The sequence below is a fragment of the Bhargavaea sp. GQ12 genome, assembly GCF_059758705.1.
Genome location: NZ_JCAXEU010000028.1, coordinates 1 through 22,430, shown reverse-complemented (window position 1 = coordinate 22,430; position 22,430 = coordinate 1). Strand labels below are relative to the sequence as shown.

24 protein-coding genes are annotated in these 22,430 nt (G+C 55.0%); 23 read left to right on the top strand and 1 reads right to left on the bottom strand.

Annotated elements, in window-relative coordinates:
• The first annotated feature begins 206 nt into the window (after positions 1–206).
• The 9 genes from AC6CHQ_RS15665 (at position 207) to rsmI (ending at position 6,900) form a co-directional block, all read left to right on the top strand.
• Positions 207–1,646, top strand: a complete 1,440-nt coding sequence (locus AC6CHQ_RS15665) for an aminotransferase class I/II-fold pyridoxal phosphate-dependent enzyme (protein WP_498082028.1) — start codon at positions 207–209, stop codon at positions 1,644–1,646.
• Between the two features lie 5 nt (positions 1,647–1,651).
• Entirely contained in the window at positions 1,652–2,284 is a 633-nt protein-coding gene (gene tmk, locus AC6CHQ_RS15660) for a dTMP kinase (RefSeq protein WP_251240348.1), read from the top strand.
• 48 nt (positions 2,285–2,332) lie between these two features.
• Entirely contained in the window at positions 2,333–2,662 is a 330-nt protein-coding gene (gene darA, locus AC6CHQ_RS15655) for a cyclic di-AMP receptor DarA (protein ID WP_008301272.1), read from the top strand.
• Between the two features lie 67 nt (positions 2,663–2,729).
• Positions 2,730–3,734, top strand: coding sequence for a DNA polymerase III subunit delta' (holB, locus tag AC6CHQ_RS15650; protein WP_498082027.1), 1,005 nt, complete (start codon positions 2,730–2,732; stop codon positions 3,732–3,734).
• On the top strand, positions 3,724–4,530 hold the full coding sequence (locus AC6CHQ_RS15645; protein WP_092056044.1) for a PSP1 domain-containing protein: 807 nt from the start codon (positions 3,724–3,726) through the stop codon (positions 4,528–4,530). Before holB ends, AC6CHQ_RS15645 begins: the two co-directional genes overlap by 11 nt.
• Before the next feature lie 24 nt (positions 4,531–4,554).
• Complete coding sequence (gene yabA / locus AC6CHQ_RS15640) at positions 4,555–4,917, top strand: DNA replication initiation control protein YabA (protein ID WP_092056041.1); 363 nt, start codon at positions 4,555–4,557, stop codon at positions 4,915–4,917.
• A 90-nt stretch (positions 4,918–5,007) separates the two neighbouring features.
• Positions 5,008–5,760 (top strand): tRNA1(Val) (adenine(37)-N6)-methyltransferase, encoded by a 753-nt coding sequence (locus AC6CHQ_RS15635; RefSeq protein WP_251240350.1) that lies wholly within the window; start codon positions 5,008–5,010, stop codon positions 5,758–5,760.
• Entirely contained in the window at positions 5,744–6,022 is a 279-nt protein-coding gene (locus AC6CHQ_RS15630; RefSeq protein ID WP_092056037.1) for a GIY-YIG nuclease family protein, read from the top strand. The genes AC6CHQ_RS15635 and AC6CHQ_RS15630 overlap by 17 nt, the downstream gene beginning before the upstream one ends.
• On the top strand, positions 6,019–6,900 hold the full coding sequence (gene rsmI, locus AC6CHQ_RS15625; RefSeq protein ID WP_092056035.1) for a 16S rRNA (cytidine(1402)-2'-O)-methyltransferase: 882 nt from the start codon (positions 6,019–6,021) through the stop codon (positions 6,898–6,900). Before AC6CHQ_RS15630 ends, rsmI begins: the two co-directional genes overlap by 4 nt.
• A gap of 211 nt (positions 6,901–7,111) precedes the next feature.
• Here rsmI and abrB read toward each other — a convergent pair whose 3' ends face one another.
• Positions 7,112–7,402, bottom strand: a complete 291-nt coding sequence (abrB, locus tag AC6CHQ_RS15620; RefSeq protein ID WP_498082029.1) for a transition state genes transcriptional regulator AbrB — start codon at positions 7,400–7,402, stop codon at positions 7,112–7,114.
• Between the two features lie 320 nt (positions 7,403–7,722).
• Here abrB and metG point away from each other — a divergent pair, with 320 nt between their 5' ends.
• From metG to AC6CHQ_RS15550, 14 genes are all read left to right on the top strand, one after another.
• A complete protein-coding gene (gene metG / locus AC6CHQ_RS15615; protein WP_498082026.1) occupies positions 7,723–9,699 on the top strand; it encodes a methionine--tRNA ligase in 1,977 nt (658 codons plus the stop codon).
• 250 nt (positions 9,700–9,949) lie between these two features.
• Positions 9,950–10,723 (top strand): TatD family hydrolase, encoded by a 774-nt coding sequence (locus AC6CHQ_RS15610; protein WP_251240354.1) that lies wholly within the window; start codon positions 9,950–9,952, stop codon positions 10,721–10,723.
• A 116-nt stretch (positions 10,724–10,839) separates the two neighbouring features.
• Positions 10,840–12,084 carry a resuscitation-promoting factor gene (locus tag AC6CHQ_RS15605; protein WP_498082025.1) on the top strand — a complete coding sequence of 415 codons (1,245 nt, stop codon included), beginning with the start codon at positions 10,840–10,842 and terminating at the stop codon, positions 12,082–12,084.
• Between the two features lie 407 nt (positions 12,085–12,491).
• The gene (rnmV, locus tag AC6CHQ_RS15600; RefSeq protein WP_285859132.1) at positions 12,492–13,085 is read left to right on the top strand and encodes a ribonuclease M5; all 594 of its coding nucleotides are present in this window, start codon (positions 12,492–12,494) and stop codon (positions 13,083–13,085) included.
• Entirely contained in the window at positions 13,078–13,956 is an 879-nt protein-coding gene (rsmA, locus tag AC6CHQ_RS15595) for a 16S rRNA (adenine(1518)-N(6)/adenine(1519)-N(6))-dimethyltransferase RsmA (protein WP_498082024.1), read from the top strand. Before rnmV ends, rsmA begins: the two co-directional genes overlap by 8 nt.
• Positions 13,957–14,109: 153 nt before the next feature.
• Positions 14,110–14,376: a biofilm formation stimulator Veg gene (gene veg, locus AC6CHQ_RS15590; RefSeq protein WP_092056024.1), complete on the top strand. Its 267-nt coding sequence runs from the start codon at positions 14,110–14,112 to the stop codon at positions 14,374–14,376.
• 117 nt (positions 14,377–14,493) lie between these two features.
• The gene (locus AC6CHQ_RS15585) at positions 14,494–14,673 is read left to right on the top strand and encodes a small, acid-soluble spore protein, alpha/beta type (RefSeq protein ID WP_251240356.1); all 180 of its coding nucleotides are present in this window, start codon (positions 14,494–14,496) and stop codon (positions 14,671–14,673) included.
• 121 nt (positions 14,674–14,794) lie between these two features.
• Positions 14,795–15,667: a 4-(cytidine 5'-diphospho)-2-C-methyl-D-erythritol kinase gene (gene ispE / locus AC6CHQ_RS15580; protein WP_251240357.1), complete on the top strand. Its 873-nt coding sequence runs from the start codon at positions 14,795–14,797 to the stop codon at positions 15,665–15,667.
• An 85-nt stretch (positions 15,668–15,752) separates the two neighbouring features.
• A complete protein-coding gene (purR, locus tag AC6CHQ_RS15575; protein ID WP_251240378.1) occupies positions 15,753–16,583 on the top strand; it encodes a pur operon repressor in 831 nt (276 codons plus the stop codon).
• Between the two features lies 1 nt (position 16,584).
• Positions 16,585–16,959, top strand: coding sequence for a RidA family protein (locus AC6CHQ_RS15570; RefSeq protein WP_008301252.1), 375 nt, complete (start codon positions 16,585–16,587; stop codon positions 16,957–16,959).
• Positions 16,960–17,417: 458 nt separating this feature from the next.
• Positions 17,418–17,705 (top strand): septation regulator SpoVG, encoded by a 288-nt coding sequence (gene spoVG / locus AC6CHQ_RS15565; RefSeq protein ID WP_092056054.1) that lies wholly within the window; start codon positions 17,418–17,420, stop codon positions 17,703–17,705.
• A gap of 109 nt (positions 17,706–17,814) precedes the next feature.
• A complete protein-coding gene (locus AC6CHQ_RS15560) occupies positions 17,815–19,833 on the top strand; it encodes a penicillin-binding transpeptidase domain-containing protein (RefSeq protein WP_251240358.1) in 2,019 nt (672 codons plus the stop codon).
• 215 nt (positions 19,834–20,048) lie between these two features.
• Positions 20,049–21,443, top strand: coding sequence for a bifunctional UDP-N-acetylglucosamine diphosphorylase/glucosamine-1-phosphate N-acetyltransferase GlmU (gene glmU, locus AC6CHQ_RS15555; protein ID WP_092056014.1), 1,395 nt, complete (start codon positions 20,049–20,051; stop codon positions 21,441–21,443).
• Positions 21,440–22,399: a ribose-phosphate diphosphokinase gene (locus AC6CHQ_RS15550; protein WP_092056012.1), complete on the top strand. Its 960-nt coding sequence runs from the start codon at positions 21,440–21,442 to the stop codon at positions 22,397–22,399. The genes glmU and AC6CHQ_RS15550 overlap by 4 nt, the downstream gene beginning before the upstream one ends.
• The last annotated feature ends 31 nt before the right edge of the window (positions 22,400–22,430 follow it).

Genomic DNA, 22,430 nt, shown 5'->3' with positions numbered 1-22,430 from the left:
TAGAAATACGGCAGGCACTAATGAAGCCTGCAGAGCGCTCATAGAACATTGTCTGAGCGCTAATATTAGCCCTTATTCCATCTCTTTTGCCAGGGCAAACTCAAAGCAACGAGCCCTTCACGGCCTTCCGCTCCCGAAGGTGCTGCCCGTGTTATAATGAACCCATCATCAGATTCGTCCAATAGGCGGATAAAGGGGTTTTGGCAATGAGCAGTCAGTCGCGGAGGCCGGTGGCCGATATGCTGGAGGAATTTGCAGGTCGAAGTCCGGTATCCTTCCATGTACCAGGACATAAAAACGGGAAGCTGACGGGATTGCCGGAAGCAGTCCGGGGAATGATGGCCTGGGACCTGACCGAACTCCCGGGGCTGGATGACCTCCATGCGCCGGAGGGACCGATACGGGAAGCCCAGGGGCTTCTGGCGGATGCGTATGGGGCAGAGCAGAGCTTTTTCCTCATTAACGGTTCAACTGCAGGAAATCTGGCGATGATCCTTGCGGCTTGCCATCCGGGGGACCGCGTCATTGTGCAGCGTAATGCACACAAGTCGGTTTTTCATGGCCTCGCACTCGCCGGGGCGCGACCTGTGTATATTGATCCTGTTTGGGAACCGCTAACCCTCACACCTGGCCATCCGGAGGCATCACTGATTCGCGGGGCCGTCCGAAGCTATCCGGATGCCAAAGCGGTCGTGCTGACCAATCCATCCTATTACGGGACGGTGTCCCCGCACCTGCGTGAGATTGCCGAGATCTGCCACGGCAAGGGCATTCCGCTTCTCGTCGACGAGGCGCACGGGGCGCATTTCGGAATCGGCGGACCTTTTCCGGAGCCGTCGCTTGCGCAGGGGGCGGATGTGGTCGTCCAGTCCGCCCATAAAACACTGCCCGCCATGACAATGGCTTCTTATCTTCATGTGGCGCATGGCTCTCTGATTAAGGCAGAGCGCATCGGGCATTACCTCGGCATGCTCCAATCGAGCAGCCCGTCCTATCCGCTCATGGCGTCGCTTGATGATGCAAGGCATTATCTTGCCACTTATACAGAAGAGGATTTGCAGGCCTTTCTATCCTACAGAGGTGAGCTGATCAAGGAATTTACAGCCATTAAAGGGCTGGTTGCCGTCCCGGCGGATGACCCGCTAAAACTGCTGCTTCGCGCAGATGGGCATACGGGAATCGCACTCGCACATGCCTTGGCACAACAAGGTGTGCATGCAGAATTGGCCGATCCCCAACAGGCGCTGCTCGTTCTGCCGCTCATCAAGAAGGGGGACGATTCGCGCCTGAAGGAAGTGCTGGGGGCAGTGCAAAAGGCCATGCAATCACTTGGCCCTGGTGTGGAAGTAAACGAGCCGCAGGCTCCAGCTGCGAAGCCGTCAATCAAGGCGGCGGACGGGCCTCCGGTTATCGAACCTGGAAAGATGTCCGAGTGGATTGACTACCGCGAATCGGCTGGGCGACTTTCCGCAGCCTCGGTCATTCCATATCCCCCGGGCATCCCGCTGCTCTTGCCGGGAGAACCCGTCACTTGCGAGACGATCGGCATGCTGCGTACACATCTTGCGGCCGGCACGGCGTTTCAGGGAACCCACCGGCTGGGCGAACAAAAAATCTTGGTCTCACGACAGTCAACGGAGGCATAATATATATGAAGAAAAACGGTTTGTTCATCACACTGGAAGGGCCCGACGGAGCAGGGAAAACATCGGTTCTGGAAATCCTGGCCCGACGTCTGGAGAATTCGGGTATCGATTTCCTGAAGACCCGGGAGCCGGGCGGCATCAGGATATCAGAGAAAATCCGGGAGATCATCCTCGACAATGATCATACGGAGATGGAAGCGCGGACGGAAGCGCTGCTTTATGCGGCGGCCCGCCGACAGCATCTCATCGAGAAGATCATCCCGGCACTTGAGGCCGGCAAGGTTGTCCTCTGCGACCGTTTCATCGATAGTTCAATCGCCTATCAGGGCGCTGCGCGGGGCATCGGTACCGAAGAAGTCCGCTCGATCAACCGCTTTGCAATCGGGGACACGATGCCCGACCTCACGATTCTCCTGGATGTTCCGGCGGAAGAGGGCATCCGGCGGATCAGTGAGGGGCGGGGACATGAAGTGAACCGCCTGGATACCGAAGGGCTCGGCTTCCACAACAAGGTCCGCTCCGAATACCTGAGGATCGCAGAGAGGGAACCGGAGCGGGTGGTATTGGTCGATGCAACGAAAAACCTTGAAGATACAGCCGAAGTTGCCTGGACCGCCATAAAAAGTCGCATGAAGTAAAGCGCGTTTGTGCTATACTTATATAAAAGCTGGCGAGGAGTGATCCATATGAAATTGGTCGTAGCAGTCGTGCAGGACCAGGACAGCAACCGATTATCCGCCGCTCTGACAAAGAATGACTTCCGGGCCACTAAGCTGGCCAGCACCGGCGGCTTCCTGCGCTCGGGCAACACGACCTTCCTCATCGGGACGGATGACCCGCTCGTGCCGAAACTGCTGGGCATCATCCGGGAAAACTGCCGTTCCCGTGATCAGATGGTTGCACCTGTATCGCCGATGGGCGGGAATGCGGATTCCTATATCCCTTATCCCGTAGAAGTCGAAGTTGGCGGCGCAACAGTTTTTGTGCTGCCGATCGAGCAGTTCCATCATTTCTGATTCAAAACGACCACCCGTGCCCGTGTGACTTCCGGACACGGGATTTTTCAAACAGGGGGAGACGCCGATGGAAACCGAATACAGCATCCTGGCACGGCAGCCCAAAGCCACCTCGCTGCTCGGGGGATCCGCAGCTTCCGGACGCGTCGCCCATGCCTATCTTTTCGAAGGTGTGAAGGGAGCAGGAAAAGAAGCACTTGCCCGTTTTTTTACTCAGCTTCTCCTTTGCCCGGAATCCGCCGGCGGCAAGCCCTGCGGTGTATGCCGGAATTGCCGGAGAATCCGGGAGGACAACCATCCCAACGTCACACAGATCTGGCCGGATGGACAAGACATCAAAAAAGGCCAGATTTCAGACCTGATCTATAAGCTGAACAAGACGGGGATCGAGGACGGGCGAAAAATTTATATTCTTCACCAGGCTGACCGCATGAATATAGCGGCAGCCAACACACTTCTGAAGTTCCTCGAGGAACCGGAAGGGGAAGTGACCGCCCTTCTCCTGACAGACCGATCGTCCGCTATTCTGCCGACGATCCGGTCAAGGTGCCAGGAGATCCATCTCCAACCGCCGCCGAGGGAGGCGGTTCTGGAGCAGCTTGTCGCAGAAGGCGGTGTGACCCGCTCGATGGCATCCACAGTCACGATGATCAACGCAGATCCGGATGGCGCTCTGGCGCTTGCATCGGATGAGCAGTTTGGACAGGCCCGTAAGACAGTGATAAAATTGGTGGAAGCATCGGATAAAAGTATCCAGGAAGCCCTGCTGTTCATCCAGACGGACTGGGGTCCGCTCTTCAAGGAGAAGGACGAGACCGAACTGGGGCTGGATCTGCTCCTGTTCGCCTACCGCGACATATCAGCGGTAAAGGCGGGACTCTCCACGTCGCTTGCCTATCCGGATAACCGGGCAAGATGGGAAGAGATGGCGCTGCGGCTGACATTCGGCCGTCTTGCGTCAATCCTCGAAGCCATCCTGAAGGCAAAACGCAACCTCCAAAGCAATATGAACCGCACGCTTCTCATGGAACAACTGGTGCTCAACATGCAGGAGGGTCAACATGCTCTATAATGTAGTAGGTGTCCGCTTTAAGAAAGCGGGTAAAATATATTATTTCGATCCGGGTGAATACCGCCTGGAAGAAGGGGACTACGTCATAGTCGAGACGGCGCGCGGCGTCGAGTACGGCAAGGTCGTGATCCCCGTCCGGCAGATGAGCGGCGATGATATCGTTCTTCCGCTCAAGATGATTGTCCGGCCCGCATCGGAGGAAGACCGCGCATCTGTACGGGAAAACGAGGAAGAATCCGCGCGGACGTTCGATATTGCAGCTAAAAAGATTGAGGACCATGGCCTGGAGATGAAGCTGGTCGATGTGGAGTATACGTTCGACCGCAACAAGATCATCTTCTATTTCACAGCAGACGGCCGTGTCGATTTCCGGAACCTCGTCAAGGACCTTGCATCGGTGTTCCGGACAAGGATCGAGCTGCGCCAGATCGGCGTACGCGACGAAGCGAAGATGCTCGGCGGCATCGGGCCGTGCGGCAGAATGCTCTGCTGTTCGACATTCCTCGGTGATTTCGAACCGGTCTCGATCAAGATGGCAAAGGACCAGAACCTCTCGCTGAACCCGTCCAAGATTTCAGGACTATGCGGAAGGCTCATGTGCTGCCTGAAATACGAGAATGACGAATATGAGGAAGCCAAACGCCTCATGCCGGATGTTGGCACCCGCATCACGACACCGGATGGTGCAGGCAGGGTTGTCGGGCTCAATCTGCTTGAGCGCATGCTGCAGGTTGAGCTGTCAGGTGAGAAAAAAGTGATCGATTACTCACTGGACGAAATTTTACAATCGGTTTGACGTAATCATTATGGGGTGTGAGCATTGATGGACCGGAATTTCTTGGATAAGGTCATGGAATTCGGGCAACACCTTGAATCGGCCAACCGCCAGTATGTCGAACTGAAGGAATCGGTTGCACAGATGATGGAGGAGAACCATGCTCTACAGATTGAGAATCATCATCTCCGCAACCGCCTGGAAGAGATCGAGAAGCAGCTGGAGGTCAAGGGCCGTAAGCCCGGGAAAAAGCATCAGCAGAATTCGGCGGATATCGGGGAGGGACATGACAACCTCGCACGCCTTTATAATGAAGGGTTCCACGTCTGCAACGTCCATTTCGGGAGTTCGCGGAAGGGCGAGGACTGCCTGTTCTGTCTCTCATTCCTGAACAAGCAGAATGGATAAAGACCGGTTCCGCTTCAGGCGGAATACGGTCTTTTCTTTTTGTGGCCGATATCCGCAGCATCAGAAATCGTTTCACGGAGGACAATTGTCATGAACATAGAACTGAACAAAGATGAACGGCTGGACGATCTGCTTGCGGAGGGCTTGAAAATCATCCAGAGCCCGGAAGTGTTTTCGTTTTCCCTGGATGCGGTACTGCTGGCGAAATTCGCCTATGTGCCGATCCGCAGGTCAGGGAGCATCATCGACCTGTGCACAGGCAACGGGGCGATCCCCCTGTTTCTGAGTGCGCGGTCGAATGCGGCGATCACCGGTGTCGAACTGCAGCCACGCCTGTCGGATATGGCGGAGCGGAGCGTCGGGCTGAACTCTCTGGAGGACCGGATCCGCATCATCACAGCGGACGTCAAGGGAATCGCGGATATCCTGGGACATGAAAAACATGATACGGTGACATGCAATCCGCCCTACTTCCCGGCGAATGAAATGAGCGACCGCAACATGCTGGAGGAAGTCGCCATCGCAAGACATGAACTTTATCTGACGCTTGACCAGGCCGTCGAAAACGCAAGCGCTCTCCTGAAGCAGGGCGGCAAGGCGGCATTTGTCCACCGGCCGGGACGGCTTCTTGATATCGTCACGGCGATGAGGAAGCACCGCCTGGAGCCGAAGCGGATCCGCTTTGTCTATCCGAAGAGGGGACGCGAGGCCAATACGCTTCTGATCGAGGGCACAAAAGACGGCAAGCCGGATCTGAAGATCTTGCCGCCGCTCTTTGTTTATGAGGATGACGGAACCTATACGCCTCAGGTCCGGGAGATGCTGTATGGAAAGGAAGCCTGAGGCTGAACATGTGCTATACGTGCTCGAATGTTCGGACGGTACGTACTACGCGGGCTATACGAACAATCTGGAACGCCGGGTAAAGGCGCACAATGAGGGCAAAGGCGCGAAATACACCAGGCCGCGCCGTCCCGTCCGCTGTATCTTCCATGAACCGTTCGGAACCAAGCAGGAGGCGATGCGCGCGGAATACGCGTTCAAGCAGCTCAGACGGTCAGAGAAGATCGACTATATGAAACGGAATGGAGGCGGTCGACCGTGAAATCCCAGCGGAGTGTACAGGACCCGGGCGGAAAGCTTTATCTCGTAGGGACGCCGATCGGCAATCTGGAGGACATCACCTACCGCGCAATCCGGATCTTGAAGGAATCAGCGATCATTGCGGCGGAAGACACACGGAATACGAAAAAACTGCTGAATCACTTTGATATCCATACATCACTCCTCAGCTACCATGAGCACAACCTGAAAGAAGGCGGTGACCGGATTTTGTCCGTGCTCTCGGGCGGTGAAGATGTGGCCCTCGTCAGTGATGCGGGTATGCCGTGCATCTCGGACCCCGGGGCGGACATTGCCGCCCGGGCAATCGTGGAAGGCTATGCCGTCGTTCCGGTGCCCGGAGCCAACGCGGCGCTGTCGGCACTGATTGCTTCAGGTTTGCCGGCTCAGCCGTTTTTGTTCCACGGATTCCCGCCGAGGAAGAAAAACGACCGGCGTGAACTGTTCGGAAAGCTTGCCTTGCGAGGGGAGACGGTGATTTTCTACGAGTCCCCTCACCGGCTGAAAGAGTCGCTCCGTGACCTGGAGACCGCCTTTGGAGCTGAGCGGCGGGTCGCGCTTGTCCGGGAACTGACAAAAAAGTTCGAGGAGATTCTGCGGGGCACAGCCCGGGAAGCGGTCGCCTATGCCGAATCATCCGACCTGAAAGGGGAATTCTGCATCGTCGTCGAAGGCGCTGATGCGGAAGTTGTCCAGCGTGCCGAGGAGGAAACGGAATGGTGGGCCGGCCTCTCACAAAAGGCGCATGTAGAGGCGGTTATTGAGCGTGAAGGTGTTCCGTCTAAGGAGGCCATCAAAATTACAGCAAAAGAACGCGGTGAGCCGAAGCGGGATATTTACCAGGCCTACCATCTCGGGTAATGTGGTGAATACGGACATAAAACAAAACGCCAGGCCGAATGATATAGGGCCTGACGTTTTTTTGTTTGTTCCAAGAGTGTCGGTATATGCAGAAATATGACACGGATAGCCCGTCTATTTAATAAGAAGAAACTCTGTGCAACAAGTGCAGGGACGTAATAAAGTAACAGAAAACCGCCCGGATGATTCCGGGCGGTTGAATGAATTTCGATTAGACGTGCTGTTTTTGGCCGAGTCGCTCCGAGATTTCGCTGACGAGCTTTTTCGCGCCTTCTTCGCTGAGGATCAGCTTGCCGTCGATCAGGCGAAGGTTGTCGTCGGATACGTCGCCGGTAATGGCGCATGTCATGTTCGGCATGTATTTTTTAAGGATGATTTTGTCATCATCCACATAGATCTCCAGTGCGTCTTTTTCTTTGATGCCAAGTGTTCGGCGGAGTTCAATCGGAATGACTACCCGTCCAAGTTCATCGACTTTACGTACAATGCCCGTCGATTTCATCAAGTATTGCCCCTTTCGAGTGCTATCTTATTTTTCGTCAAGATTCGACATAGTTCGTCGACTGGAACAATCATACCAACTAATGCCAATAACGTCAATTTGCAAAGCCGAAAGTTTTTAGAAAAACAGTAATTTTTCCGGCCTAAGACAAATTTATACCATTTCACGTGATAAATAAAGTATTTTGTTAGAACACACTCAAAAAAGTACTAATACTGACATAATGAAAAATGGAAATTGTCCTGCCGGATTGCCTGCATTGAAGTGGAAGGAAGCATCCGGTAAAATGAAGGGAAATGCATCTTCATGGAGGCAATGGCATGAGTGAACAGAAAACTTTCTACCTGACGACGCCGATCTATTACCCGAGCGGCAAGTTCCACATCGGCACTGCATATACAACCGTGGCATCCGATACGATGTCGCGTTACAAACGGCTTCGCGGATATGATGTCCGTTTCCTGACCGGAATGGATGAGCACGGACAGAAAATCCAGGAAAAGGCGGAAGAAGCCGGTATGGCCCCGCAGGAATTTGTTGACGGCATCGCAGAGGGCGCAAAGAAACTCTGGGGACTGATGGACATCTCTTACGATGACTTTATCAGGACGACCGAAAAGCGCCACAAGCAGGGTGTCGAAAAGATCTTCCAACATTTCCTCGACAATGGGGATATTTATAAAGGGGAATACGAAGGCTGGTACTGCACGCCGTGTGAGTCGTTCTTTACCGATGCGCAGCTGGAAGACGGAAACTGCCCCGACTGTGGCCGTCCTGTCCACAAGGTAAAGGAGGAGTCCTATTTCTTTAATATGAAGAAATATGCGGACCGCCTGCTTCAGTACTATGAGGAGAACCCTGAATTCATCCAGCCGGAATCCCGCAAAAATGAGATGATCAACAACTTCATCAAGCCGGGGCTCGAGGACCTCTCGATTTCCCGCACATCATTTGACTGGGGCATCCGGGTGCCGGGAGACCCGAAGCATGTTATTTATGTCTGGGTCGATGCGCTGTCGAACTACATCACATCAATGGGCTACGGCTCGGATGATGACTCGCAGTTCCGGAAATACTGGCCGGCCGACGTACATGTTGTCGGGAAGGACATCGTCCGTTTCCACACGATTTACTGGCCGATCTTCCTCATGGCGCTTGACCTTCCGCTGCCGAAGAAAGTGTTCGCGCACGGATTTATCATGATGAAGGACGGAAAAATGTCGAAGTCCAAGGGCAATGTCGTTTATCCGGAGATGCTGATTGAGCGATTCGGACTGGATGCGACGCGGTACTTCCTCCTGCGGGAGCTGCCGTTCGGCTCAGACGGCGTATTTTCTCCGGAAGCGTTCGTGGAACGTGTGAATTATGATCTGGCGAATGACCTGGGCAACCTGCTGAACCGCAGTGTCTCGATGATCAATAAGTATTGCGGCGGAGTTGTGCCGGCCCATCCGGAAGGCTCGACTGAATTTGACGAACCACTGCGCAATGTAATGGAAGAAACGGTCCGGAAGTACGAAAAGGGCATGGAAAACATGCAGTTCAGTGTTGTCCTGTCTGATATCTGGGCGCTTGTTTCCCGTACGAACAAATACATCGACGAAACCCAGCCATGGGTAATTGCAAAAGACGAGGCGAAAAAAGGTGATCTTGACTCCGTCATGCACCATCTTGTGGCGAGCCTCCACGAAATTGCCGTCCTGATCCAGCCTTTCATGACAAAATCGCCGAAGCAGATCGTCAGCCAGCTTGGACTCGGCGAAGAAGCACTGGCCTGGGAAACGCTGGGTAACGGCGCAATCAAGGAAGGCACGAAAGTCGTCGAAAAAGGGACTCCGGTGTTCCCGCGCCTCGACCCGGAAGTGGAAATCGCCTACATCCGCGGCGAAATGCAAAAATCGGTCCAGCCTCAGGCGGAAGAAGCCGCAGCCGGAGAAGATAGCGCACCGAAATCGCCTGAGAAGCCGGACGTTCCGGAAATCACGATCGACGACTTCGCCAAAGTGGATCTTCGCGTTGCAACAGTGACGGCATGCGAGAAAGTGCCGAAAGCAGACAAACTGCTGAAACTCCAGCTTGACCTCGGCTATGAAACACGGCAGGTCATCTCCGGTATCGCGAAGCACTATGAACCGGAATCGCTTGTCGGCGAAAAAGTAATTGTCGTTGCCAACCTGAAACCGGCTAAATTGCGCGGCGAACTGTCCCAGGGGATGATTCTTGCGGGCGAACAGGATGGTGTCCTCAAGCTCGCATCGGTTGATTCGTCACTGCCGAACGGCTCCCAGATAAAATAAAAACAAAACCAATTACAATACAGGAACAGTACAAAACCGGAGGACTTTGGTCCTCCGGTTTTCCGTTTTATAGGAAACGGAATTCGGTTTCTTTGACTTTTCCCATGTCTTCCCGTACAAATTTAGAAGTCTCGGAATAGAGCTATGTAATTAAACTTAATCTAATTTGTAATCTAAATGTAATAGAACTGTGAAATTTGAAAAAGGATTTATGTATAGACTTGAACAATACATTGGGAGAGTGAAACGCATGCTGATCGACACACATGTCCATTTGAACGCAGACCAATATGAGGAGGACGTTCATGAAGTGATCAATCGCGCGCTTGAGGCGGGCGTTGAAAAGATGGTTGTCGTCGGGTTCGACCGGCCGACCATCCGGCGCGCGCTCGAGCTTGCGGAAGCATACCCGTTCATCTACCTGGTGATCGGCTGGCATCCGGTCGATGCGGTGGACTGCACGGAGGAGGACCTCCGGTGGATTGAGGAAATTGCCGCCGGACATCCAAGAGTGGTCGGAATCGGCGAAACGGGTCTTGACTACCACTGGGACAAATCGCCGAAGGATGTGCAGCAGGAACTGTTCCGCAAACAGATTGCGCTGGCAAAAAAGCTGAACCTGCCGATCATCATCCATAACCGCGAGGCGACAGGCGATGTGGTTCGCATCCTCAAAGAAGAAAACGCAGCAGAGACGGGCGGCATCATGCACTGCTTCAGCGGCAGCCCCGAGACGGCGAAGGAATGCGTGGAGATGAATTTCATGATCTCCCTCGGCGGACCGGTTACATTCAAGAATGCCAGGCAGCCGAAGGACGTGGCAAAAGAAATTCCGCTCAATCACCTGCTCGTCGAAACTGATGCGCCGTACCTTGCGCCCCATCCTTACCGCGGTAAGCGCAACGAGCCTTCCTATGTCCGGCTCGTCGCGGAAGAAATCGCTCGGCTCAAGGAACTGCCTTATGAGGAAGTAGCCCGCAAGACTACCGAAAATGCTATGAAACTATTTAGGATTAGTGAATAAATCGGCCTGAATTGGCCAAACTTCACCCGTAATGCGGCATTGGTAAAATCCGGTTTGGTTGACAAGCCGGAAAACTGGCCGCTATAATCACTCGGGTGATAAGGAGGAGTTTTTTAGTGTCAACGAATTCCACGAAAAACAAGCAACCCAGGTTAATGACAGGCAAGAAAATCATGATGTCCATCTTGACGATCGCGCTGTTCGCGGGCGTCATCACATATGCGGTTTACGAGGGTACGAAAAAGAACGTCACCCTTTCCGAAGACGGCGAACAAACTGAATTCCGCACGCATGCGGATACAGTCGGCGAACTTCTGGAGGAACAGGACATTGCGGTCGGCGAACATGATGACCTCTCGCCCGCCAAAGAAGCGGAACTCGGGGACGGGGCGTCCATCGAGTGGAAAAAAGCCAGACAGTTTACGATCAGCGTAGACGGAGAAGAAAGCAAAGTCTGGTCGACGAAAGACGATGTCGATGCGCTTTTGGCGGATGCCGGCATCGAACTCACTGAACATGACGCCATCACGCCGGCACGCGGCAGCGAGCTGGGCGATACGGAAACCGTCAATATTGAAAAAGCATATGAAGTTGCCATGATCGACGGGGGCCAGGAAAGCAAGGTCTGGACCACTTCGACTACGGTCGCTGACTTTTTAAGCAAGCAGGGCATCAAGCTCGGTGAGAACGACCGCGTGGAACAGGGCATGGACGAAACCGTCAAGCCGGGCTCCAGCGTCAAAGTCGTCCGGGTAGAAAAGGTCACCGATGTAGTGGAAGAATCGACAGACTTCACCGTACAGACGAAGAAAGACAACGGCTTGCTGAAAGGCAAAGAAAAAGTCGTCCAAAATGGTGAAGCAGGTAAAGTGGAACGCACGTATGAAGTCATCAAAGAAGACGGTAAAGAAGTTGCACGCAAGCTTCAGAACGAAAAAGTCGTCAAGAATCCGGTCAACAAAGTGGTTGCAGTCGGCACGAAAGCCCCTGCACCAACGAAGGCAGTTGCATCGAAATCTTCCGGGAAGGTCGTCCAGGCATCGGCGCCCCGCAATGAGGCACCGGCCGGCGGCAAGGAATTCTATGTGACGGCCACTGCCTATACGGCATCTTGCAACGGCTGCTCGGGCATTACCGCAACGGGCATCAACCTGAAGGCGAACCCGGGCGCGAAAGTCATCGCAGTCGACCCGCGCGTCATCCCGCTCGGCTCCAAAGTCTGGGTGGAAGGCTACGGAACTGCAATCGCAGGTGACACCGGCGGCGCAATCAAAGGCAATAAAATCGACATCTTCGTCCCTACGAAAGATCAGGCCTACAGCTTCGGCCGCCAAAAAGTTAAAATCAAAATCCTCAACTGAGGATGAACGGATCCGCGGCCGGGTGCCGCGGATCTTTGTTATTCCCCCTGGAACTGGAAGGAAAACACCGCGAAGATACCTGGGCTGTTTCTACTGCGTGCCCTTAGGCTAATGCCTTTCCCGCGGAAAGCGTCAGCCCGTAACGGAAATTCTTATTGTTATATTAGTGTCGGGCTATTTGTCCCGCCAGGTTAATTAAGGCTGGTTCAGGGTGAGATTAGATTAACTTAAGGTTGAGAAAAGCAGGATTCGTCAGTGACCGGCGAGCGACGATGTAAATCAACGCCCAAAAGAAGTTGAATGAGCCATTTGTAAGACCTTATGTTAGCAGGCACTGAGTGTCATCATGCTTCCGGCAGCACCTGCTTTCTGTACAATCAGGCCGCATGCCGGTAAAATTGGAGGAAATGAACGAAAGAATGGGATCATCAGTGACTATCGAAGAAATCATCGTCGTGGAGGGCAAGTCGGATACAATCGCCGTACGGCGTGCCACCGGAGCGGACACGATCGAAACAAACGGCTCCGCCGTATCGAAGGAGACGCTCATGAAGATCCGCCACGCCCAGGAAAAGCGTGGCGTCATCGTCTTTACCGATCCGGATTATCCGGGCCGGCGCATCCGTGCAATCATCGAGGAGCATGTGCCGGGGGTGAAGCATGCCTTCCTTCCGAAGGCGCAGTCCATTTCGGAGAACGGCCGGAAAGTCGGCATCGAGCATGCCGCAGACGATGATATCCGAGCGGCGCTTGCTGCCGTACGCACGCCGGTGCAGGATAAGGTGGGCGAGCCCCCCGTCACCGATGCGGAGCTGGTCAGCCTGCGTCTTGTCGGCCATCCGGACGCCAGACGCAGACGTGAGCGGATCGGGCTCATGCTACAGATCGGACAGACGAACGGCAAGCAGCTTGCCAAGCGCCTGGCCATGTTCAGGATCAGCCGCGAGGAGTTCCTCGCCGCGGTCCAAGCCATTGACGAAGAAGGAGACATCCATGCATAGAGACATCGCCACACCCGTTAGGACCAAGGAGATTCTTGACAAGTACGGGTTTTCATTTAAAAAGAGCCTCGGCCAAAACTTCCTGATCGACCCGAACATCCTCCACAAGATCGTGTCATTTTCAGGTCTGACGGAGAAGTCGGGCGCGATTGAAATCGGGCCGGGGATCGGTGCCCTCACCGAGCATCTCGCCCGGAATTCGGGAAAGGTCGTCGCCTTCGAGATCGACCAGCGGCTGCTTCCGGTTCTTGAGGATACGCTTTCCCCGTACGATAATGTGAAGGTCATCCATCAGGACATTCTCGAAGCGGATGTGGCGGGCGTGATCGAGGAAGAGTTTGCCGGCATGGAGCACATCGCCGTTGTCGCGAACCTCCCGTACTATGTCACGACGCCGATTCTCATGAAGCTGCTTGAGGACCACCTGCCGATCGATTCCTTTACCGTCATGATGCAGAAGGAAGTGGCGGACAGGATCAGCGCGAAGCCGGGAACTAAGGAATACGGCTCCCTGTCGATCGCCATCGAGTACTACACTGAGGCGCAGACGGTGATGATCGTGCCGAAGACCGTATTTATGCCGCAGCCGAACGTCGCATCCGCTGTCGTCCACCTCAAGCGCAGGAGCGCGCCGCCGGTCACGGTCAAAAATGAGGACTTCCTGTTCCGTGTGACAAGGGGATCATTTGTCCAGCGCAGGAAAACGATCCTGAACAACCTGCAGACTTCGCTTCCGGACGGCAAGGAGCGGAAAGCGGAAATCGTGGATGCCCTCGCGGCAGCCGGCATTGACTCCGGACGCCGGGGAGAGACGCTGACGCTCGAGGAATTTGGCCGGCTTGCGGATGAATTGTATCCTGCATTCGGCTGATTAATTGTTACAAATTATTTGCAAGCAGATTAAAAGTATAAAAAGCTGAAGAAAAAACATTGACATCCGATGGGTGCATTGATAAAATTTTAAATTTAATTGACAGAAACTTTGAAATGTGTTATCCTTACATATAGTGAGGTGTAAGCGATAATGCCAAAAACATTAGCTGATATCAAGAAGGCGCTCGATTCTCATTTAGGTCAGCGTTTGCAACTTAAGGCGAATGGTGGCCGGAAAAAGACGATTGAGCGTGCCGGTACACTTCGGGAAACGTATCATGCCGTATTTGTCATTGAGCTCGACCAGGAGGAGCATGCGTTCGAGCGTGTCTCCTACAGTTATACGGACCTTTTGACAGAGGCCGTGGAACTGACATTTATCAACGGCTCAGAGAAAATGGATTTTGTCGTAAAGTAATGCAATTATTTTCTTACATCTTTGCCCGGTCAAACCTTTTATGGAAGGTTTTGTCCGGGTTCTTTTTTTATTTCGGGCCATACTACATGTGTCAGCCGAACGAGGAGGAAAAACCGAATGGCTAGAAACGGCGGAGTAATGTCCCAGCGTCTGAAGGAAGAGATCGCGAAGGAACTTGGATTTTACGATGTTGTGCAGCAGGAAGGTTGGGGAGGCATCAAGGCTCGTGACGCCGGTAATATGGTGAAGCGTGCAATCGAGATGGCAGAGCGGGGCGTCGGCGAAGGCCGAAAGTAACGCTTTAGTAACCCGAAATCCAAAAACGGCTGACACCGGCAGACGGAATTTATCCGTCTGCTTTTTTCATGCCTCCCGCCTATGGTAAAATAGGGGCATTGAATTTTGGGGAGGTGCCTTCATGATCCATGAAAAAGCACCGGCGAAGATTAACCTGACACTCGATGTCCTCGGCAAGCGCCCGGACGGCTACCACGAGGTCGAAATGATTATGACTACGGTTGACTTGTATGACCGACTGACCATCGAAGGCGCAAAGGGAGGGAAGATCGTCATCAAGTCCTCCGACCGCTATGTGCCGGATGACCGTCGCAATCTGGTGTACCAGGCGGCGGACCTTCTCCGGCGGCGGACAGGAATCCGGGACGGTGTCACGTTCACGCTCGACAAGCGAATCCCGGTCGCCGCGGGACTTGCAGGAGGCAGCAGTGACGCCGCAGCAGCACTCCGGGGGCTGAACCGGTTCTGGAAACTCGGCCTGTCATTGGATGAACTGGCGGAATTGGGCGCGGAGATCGGGTCGGATGTTCCGTTCTGTGTTTACGGCGGAACTGCATTTGCAACGGGACGGGGCGAGCAGATCCGTCATCTGCCGGCCCCTCCGAACTGCTGGGTGATTCTGGCCAAGCCTGATATCGGTGTGTCGACGGCGGATATCTACGGCAGATTCGACCTGTCCCGCGCGCGTCATCCGGATATCGGAGCGATGGAGGCTGCCCTTCATGCCGGAGACTACGGCGGGGTCTGCCGAAACCTCGGCAATGTGCTCGAGCCGGTGACGATGGACATGCACAAGGAAGTGGCCATGCTCAAGGACGGCATGGAGCGCTTCGGAGCGGATGCGGTTCTTATGAGCGGCAGCGGGCCGACCGTCTTCGGGCTTGTCTCGCAGGAAGCGCGTGTTGCGCGTATTGTCAACGGACTGAACGGCTTCTGCCCAGAAGTGCATGCGGTCAGGATGCTGGGCGGCCCGCACAGTGCCCGGCTTGATTAAATCCGGATGTTTATGTTAATCTGAAGGTAAATTATTCGGATTTAGTGAAGGTAATCCGGTGCAGACAGATGCAGAGGTGGACATTTTGAAGTGGAAGCGCAGTGAACGGCTTGTCGACATGACCCAATACTTGCTCAGCCATCCGCACACGCTGATTCCCCTGACGCACTTTTCATCCGCCTACGATGCGGCGAAGTCATCAATCAGTGAGGATCTGGCAATCGTCAAGGCGACGTTCGAGGAACGGGGGAACGGCCGGCTTGTCACCGTGCCGGGCGCTGCAGGCGGCGTGAAGTACATACCCGACGCCAGCAGGGGCGAAGCTGAGGAGATTATCCGTGACTTTATGGAATCCCTCAGCGATCCGGACCGGCTGCTGCCGGGCGGATACCTGTTTATGACGGATCTGCTGGGCAATCCCGGTCTCATGGACCGCATCGGGCGGCTCTTTGCTGCGCGCTATAAAGATTCACGCATCGATGCCATTATGACGGTGGCAACGAAAGGAATCCCGATCGCCCATGCGATCGCCCGCCACCTGAATGTCCCGGTCGTTGTCGTTCGGCGCGACAGCAAGGTGACCGAGGGGTCGACCGTGAGCATCAACTATGTTTCCGGGTCGAGCCGCCGCATCCAGACGATGGTCCTCTCCAAGCGCAGCATGAAGAGCGGACAGCGTGTACTCCTCACCGACGACTTTATGAAGGTCGGCGGTACGATGAACGGCATGAAGAACCTCCTGAACGAATTCGACTGCGAGCCGGCGGGCGTTGCCGTCCTGGTCGAGTCGGAGGATGTGCAGGAAGAGCGGCTCGTGGAAGACTATGTGTCTCTCGTGAGATTGCGCCAGGTCAACGAAAAAGAACGCACGATCGAACTCGTGGAAGGCAACTATTTCAGGGAAGGCGGAAACTGATATGAACTTGATCCAGACAGACAAGGCACCGGCGGCAATCGGCCCGTACTCGCAGGGAATCGTGACAGGCGGCATCGTCTACACATCCGGCCAGATTCCGCTCACACCGGAAGGCAGCCTCGTGGAAGGCGGCGTCGAAGAACAGACACACCAGGTGTTCAAAAACCTGTCAGCCGTGCTGGAAGCCGGCGGATCCTCACTTGACCGTGTTATCAAAGCCACTGTATTCATCAAGGATATGAATGATTTTGGCACGATCAATGAGATTTATGCATCTTACTTCGGCGATCACAAGCCGGCACGTTCCTGCGTGGAAGTCGCCCGTCTTCCAAAAGACGTCCTCGTCGAAATCGAAGCGGTCGCACTCGCAAAGTAATAGAATCAAAGCCACGGCAGCTCCCGATGCGGAGCTGCCGTTTTTCAATGCCGAAATCTCCCGGCTTTAACCGGGGCAACTCCAAACTTACAAGATTAACTGATTGAAGTGAAAGGCCGAGATGCCTGCGGACAAACGTTAGCCGAAGACCCCACAGAGCGAAGCAAGGCCACTGAAAAGCTTGCCATGTGGCTGATTGAAGCGGAGGGCGCGAGACTCCTGCGGGAACAGCGGGCCAAGCGAGACCCCGCAGGACGTAGTCCGAGGAGGCTTGCGGACCGCCCGCGGAAAGCGAGTGCTCGTAGCGTAAATCAGCTTTTTCACTTTTCGTGGTCTCCTTTAACTGGTGTATGAAAATCCCTAACTTTGAATAGTTCAAAAATTTTGTATTGTAAGAAGGGGATTTACCATTTATATTGAATATAGACAACCAGGATATTACTGAAGGTGGTGAGAATATGGAAGTAACAGACGTGAGACTTCGTAGGGTAGAGACTGATGGCCGGATGCGGGCCATTGCTTCCATCACGATTGATGAGGCGTTCGTGGTCCATGATATCAGGGTCATCGACGGCAATGACGGCCTGTTTGTTGCCATGCCGAGCAAGCGGACGCCGGACGGCGAGTTCCGGGACGTGGCCCATCCGATCAATTCGGGTACACGTCAGATGATCCAGGATGCCGTACTGGGTGCCTATCACCTGACAAAAGAAGAAGAACCGACACTCGAAGGCGCCGGCGCATGACCGGTTCCTCCCAGCCGTCCCCGTTTCCGGTGACGGTTTTTTCGTGTTTCTGCACGCTGTCCCGTTTTTCAATTTCTTGTTAAACTGGAAGACATGAGGGAGGGTCAACATGAAAAAGATACTGCTCGGCACAGCCATCATCCTGCTGGTCTTCCTGGCAGGGTGCAGGGATAAGCCGACACCCGAGGACCGGCTGTCGGAGTATGTCAGCCATTGGAATAAAAGCGATTTTGCCGTGATGTATGAGAACTATCTTGCCGCCTCGACAAAAGAGGCGTTTCCGGAGGAGGAGTTTGCGGCGCGGCAGGAAAAGCTGGCGGACGACCTCGGAATCGAAAACCTCGAGGTCACTTATGACAAGCCCGGCGAGGATACCAAGTGGGACAAGGAGCAGCCTGCCGGGTTCGATATCCGTGTGAAGATGGAGACGCTTGCCGGTCCGGTCGAGTTCGAGAAGCCGATTACGCTCCGATACGAAGAGCGGGAAAAGGAGAAAACCTGGTTTGTCGAATGGGATCCGTCCTACATATTCCCGGAACTGGAGCCGGGTGATGAAATCGGCATTTCCCGTACGGAAGCAAAGCGGGGAGAGATCGTCGACAGGGCAGGGATCCCGATCGCGAAAAACGGGACCGGCTACCAGGTGGGCATTGTCCCGGAAAAGTTGGATGAAGCCAGAAAGCAGGACATTGCGGAATTGCTCGGTACCACATCCGAGGCGATTGATAAGAGCCTCAATGCTGCATGGGTTAAGCCGGATCTGTTCGTACCTATCGGAAAGACGGCAAAAGATGACACCGCCCGGCTGGACCGGCTGATTGAGATTCCGGGTATTGCTGCACGGGAAATCGGCATGCGGGAGTATCCTTATGGCCCGGCACTGGCCCACCTGACCGGCTATATCGGCGCGATCTCCGCCGAACAGTTGGAAAAGCTGGCTGACAAGGGCTATACGGAGACCGACCAAATCGGCCGCCGAGGCCTTGAGAGCCTGCTTGAGGACCGGCTCCGAGGCCGGGACGGCATGAAGATCACGATCAAGAAAGAGCAGGAAGGGCTGGAACCGGTGACCGTCGCCGAGCGTGCGCCGGAGGACGGGGAAACGGTCAAGCTGACCATCGACGCCGAACTGCAGAAAGTGGCCTATGACGCGATGAAGGGAGAGCCGGGCACGGCTGCCTCAATAATTCCCGAAACCGGCGAGGTTCTGACACTCGTCAGCTCCCCTGCCTATAATCCTAATGAGTTTATCGCCGGCATGAGCGGTGCCAGATACAGCGAGCTCGAGGAAGATGAAAAGACGCCGCTGTTTAACCGCTTTGCCCAGAGTTATGCGCCGGGTTCGACAATAAAGCCGATTACCGCGGCCATCGGCATGGAAGCCGGCACGCTCGATCCCGCAGCGGGCCTCACGATCACGGGGAAGACCTGGCAAAAAGATACTTCATGGGGCGCTTACCGGGTGTCCCGCGTGCATCCGGAAGCACCGAACCCGATTGACCTGAACCGGGCAATGGTTTACTCGGACAATATCTATTTCGCTCAACAGGCGCTCGCGATGGGGAAGGACACTTTAGCAGAAGGGCTGAAACAGTTCGGCTTCGGCGAGCCAATCCCCCTCGAGGCGATGGAGCTAAAAGCTTCCCAAATCTCCAATGACGGCACGATCGGCTCGGAAGGCCAGCTGGCCGATACGTCATTCGGCCAGGGACAGATGCTGACGAACATCCTGCATCTCGCATCGATGTACGAGCCGATCCTGACGGGCGGGACGATGCATAAGCCCACCTTATTGTTCGACGAGGAAGACGGGCAAGTATGGAAAGAGGGACTGGTCGACCCGGCACATGCGGAAACGCTCCGCTCCACGCTCCGCAACGTCGTCGTGGATGGCTTCGCCCAGTCCGCCAATCTCACGGACGTCCCGATTGCGGGCAAGACCGGTACAGCCGAACTGAAGGCGGCAGGCGAGGACCGCGGCAAGGAAAACGGCTACTTTGTCTCTTATCATGCCGACAATCCGGCGTTTATCCTGGCGATGATGGTGGAGAGCGTTGAAGACAATGGCGGCAGCGATTATGTCGCGGCCATGTCTGCGGAAGTCCACCGCTATGCTGCCGGCAGATGAACCCATTCGTGCAGCCGCTCCCGTGGAGGCGCGGCTGTTCTTTTTGTTGGCCTAGCGTGTTTCCATCTCCGGTCAAAACAGTTCCGGGCTGCCCGTCCCTCAGGAACGCCTGTGGTCCGGATGTCAAGCCCCGGCCTGTAAAATGTTGAAAAAAAGCCCGTTTTCGTCTATCGTTAGAGGGAAAACCAAGTTAAAAAAGTTAGGGGAACTGCCTGATGACGAATACATATGCCGTAATCCTGGCAGCCGGCCAGGGAACACGCATGAAATCAAAGCTCTATAAAGTGCTCCACCCGGTATGCGGTAAGCCGATGGTCAGCCATGTTGTCGACAATGTCCGGGGAGTCGGCGCAGACCGCGTCGTCACAATCGTCGGATTCGGTGCGGAAAAGGTCGAAGAAGAAGTCGGCGGACGCAGCGAGTTTGTCCTGCAGGAAGAGCAGCTGGGAACCGGCCATGCCGTCCTTCAGGCGGAACAGAACCTTAGCGGCCTCGACGGCACGACGATCGTCGTGTGCGGAGACACGCCGCTGATCACGCCGGAGACGATGAAGGCGCTGATCGACCACCATAATGAGACAAAAGCAAAAGCCACGATCCTCACCGCTTTCGCGGACGACCCGACGGGCTATGGGCGGGTCATCCGTGACGATCATGGAAACTTCCTGCGCAGCGTCGAGCAAAAGGATGCGACCGCAGAAGAGCAGCAGGTGAGGGAGATCAACACCGGCACTTATTGCTTCGACAATAAAACCCTGTTCGAAACCCTCCGTAAAGTCGGCAACGATAACGCGCAGGGCGAATATTATCTGCCGGACGTCTTCGGCATCCTCCAGTCGGAAGGCGAAACCATCGCCGCCTATGCCACGGATGATTTTGAAGAAACGCTCGGAGTCAATGACCGCGTCGTGCTGGCGGAGGCGGAGCGGGTCATGCGCCGCCGGATCGCCGAAAAGCACATGCGGGCAGGCGTCACGATCCAGGACCCGGCAAACACGTACATCAGCGCTGATGCCGAAATCGGCCGTGACACGGTCCTCATGCCGGGCACGGTCATCGAAGGCCGCACGGTCATCGGGGAAGACTGCCTGATCGGGCCGGGAAGCCAGATCAGGGACAGCATCATCGGCGACCGGACGGAAGTCCGCCAGTCCGTCGTGATGTCCAGCAAAATCGGGGAGGATGCGGCCGTCGGCCCGTTCGCCCATATCCGGCCGGAATCCGATCTCGGCAAAAAAGTGAAGATCGGCAACTTCGTCGAGGTGAAAAAGTCGAACCTCGGTGAAGGCAGCAAGGTCTCCCACCTCAGCTACATCGGCGATACGGACATCGGCGAGCGGGTCAACATGGGGTGCGGCACGATCACCGTCAATTATGACGGCGTCAACAAGTTCCGTACGACTGTCGAAGACGACGCGTTCGTCGGCTGCAACTCCAATCTGGTCGCACCGGTCACCGTCGGAAAAGGCGCTTACGTCGCCGCCGGATCAACAGTGACAAAAAATGTTCCTGAAAATGCCCTTGCAATCGCGCGCTCCAGGCAGGAGAATAAGGAAGGTTATATTGAAAAATTGAACAAAAAGCGATCGGAGGAGCAATCCAAAAAATGACGAACCATTATCCGGACCATAAACTGAAGATTTTCTCCCTGAATTCAAACGAGTCACTGGCCAAGGAAGTCGCAGAGGAAATCGGCGTTCCGCTTGGCGCATGCTCGGTCAACCGCTTCAGCGACGGCGAGGTACAGATCAACATTGAAGAGAGCATCCGAGGCTGCGATGTCTTCGTCATCCAGTCGACGTCGGCTCCGGTCAACGAGAATCTTATGGAGCTGCTCATCATGGTTGACGCGCTCAAGCGCGCTTCCGCCCGCACGATCAACGTGGTCATGCCGTATTACGGATATGCCCGCCAGGACCGCAAAGCCCGTGCGCGTGAGCCGATCACCGCGAAGCTTGTGGCGAACCTGCTGGAGACTGCCGGCGCGCACCGCGTCATCGCACTCGACCTGCACGCACCGCAGATCCAGGGCTTCTTCGACATTCCGATCGACCACCTGGTCGCGGTACCGATCCTTTCCGATTATTTCAAGGAAAAGAACATCCCCGGCGAAGAGCTTGTTATCGTATCGCCTGATCACGGCGGCGTGACACGTGCCCGCAAGATGGCGGACCGCCTGAAGGCGCCGATCGCCATCATCGACAAGCGCCGTCCGCGGCCGAACGTCGCAGAAGTGATGAATATCGTCGGGAACGTCGAAGGCAAGAAGGCGATTCTGATCGACGACATCATCGATACTGCCGGCACGATCACGATTGCGGCAAATGCCCTCGTGGAAAACGGCGCGACCGAAGTGTATGCATGCTGCACGCACCCGGTACTGTCCGGCCCCGCAATTGAGCGCATCGACAACTCGAAGATCAAAGAACTTGTCATTACGAATTCGATCAGCCTTGCGGATGACAAACAATCGGAGAAAATCAAGGAACTGTCCGTCGCGCCGCTCCTCGCCGACGCCATCGTCCGGGTTTTCGAAAACAAATCCGTCAGCACCCTGTTCAACTGATAGCTGTTCTGAAGGCCGCCTGTGTGCGGCC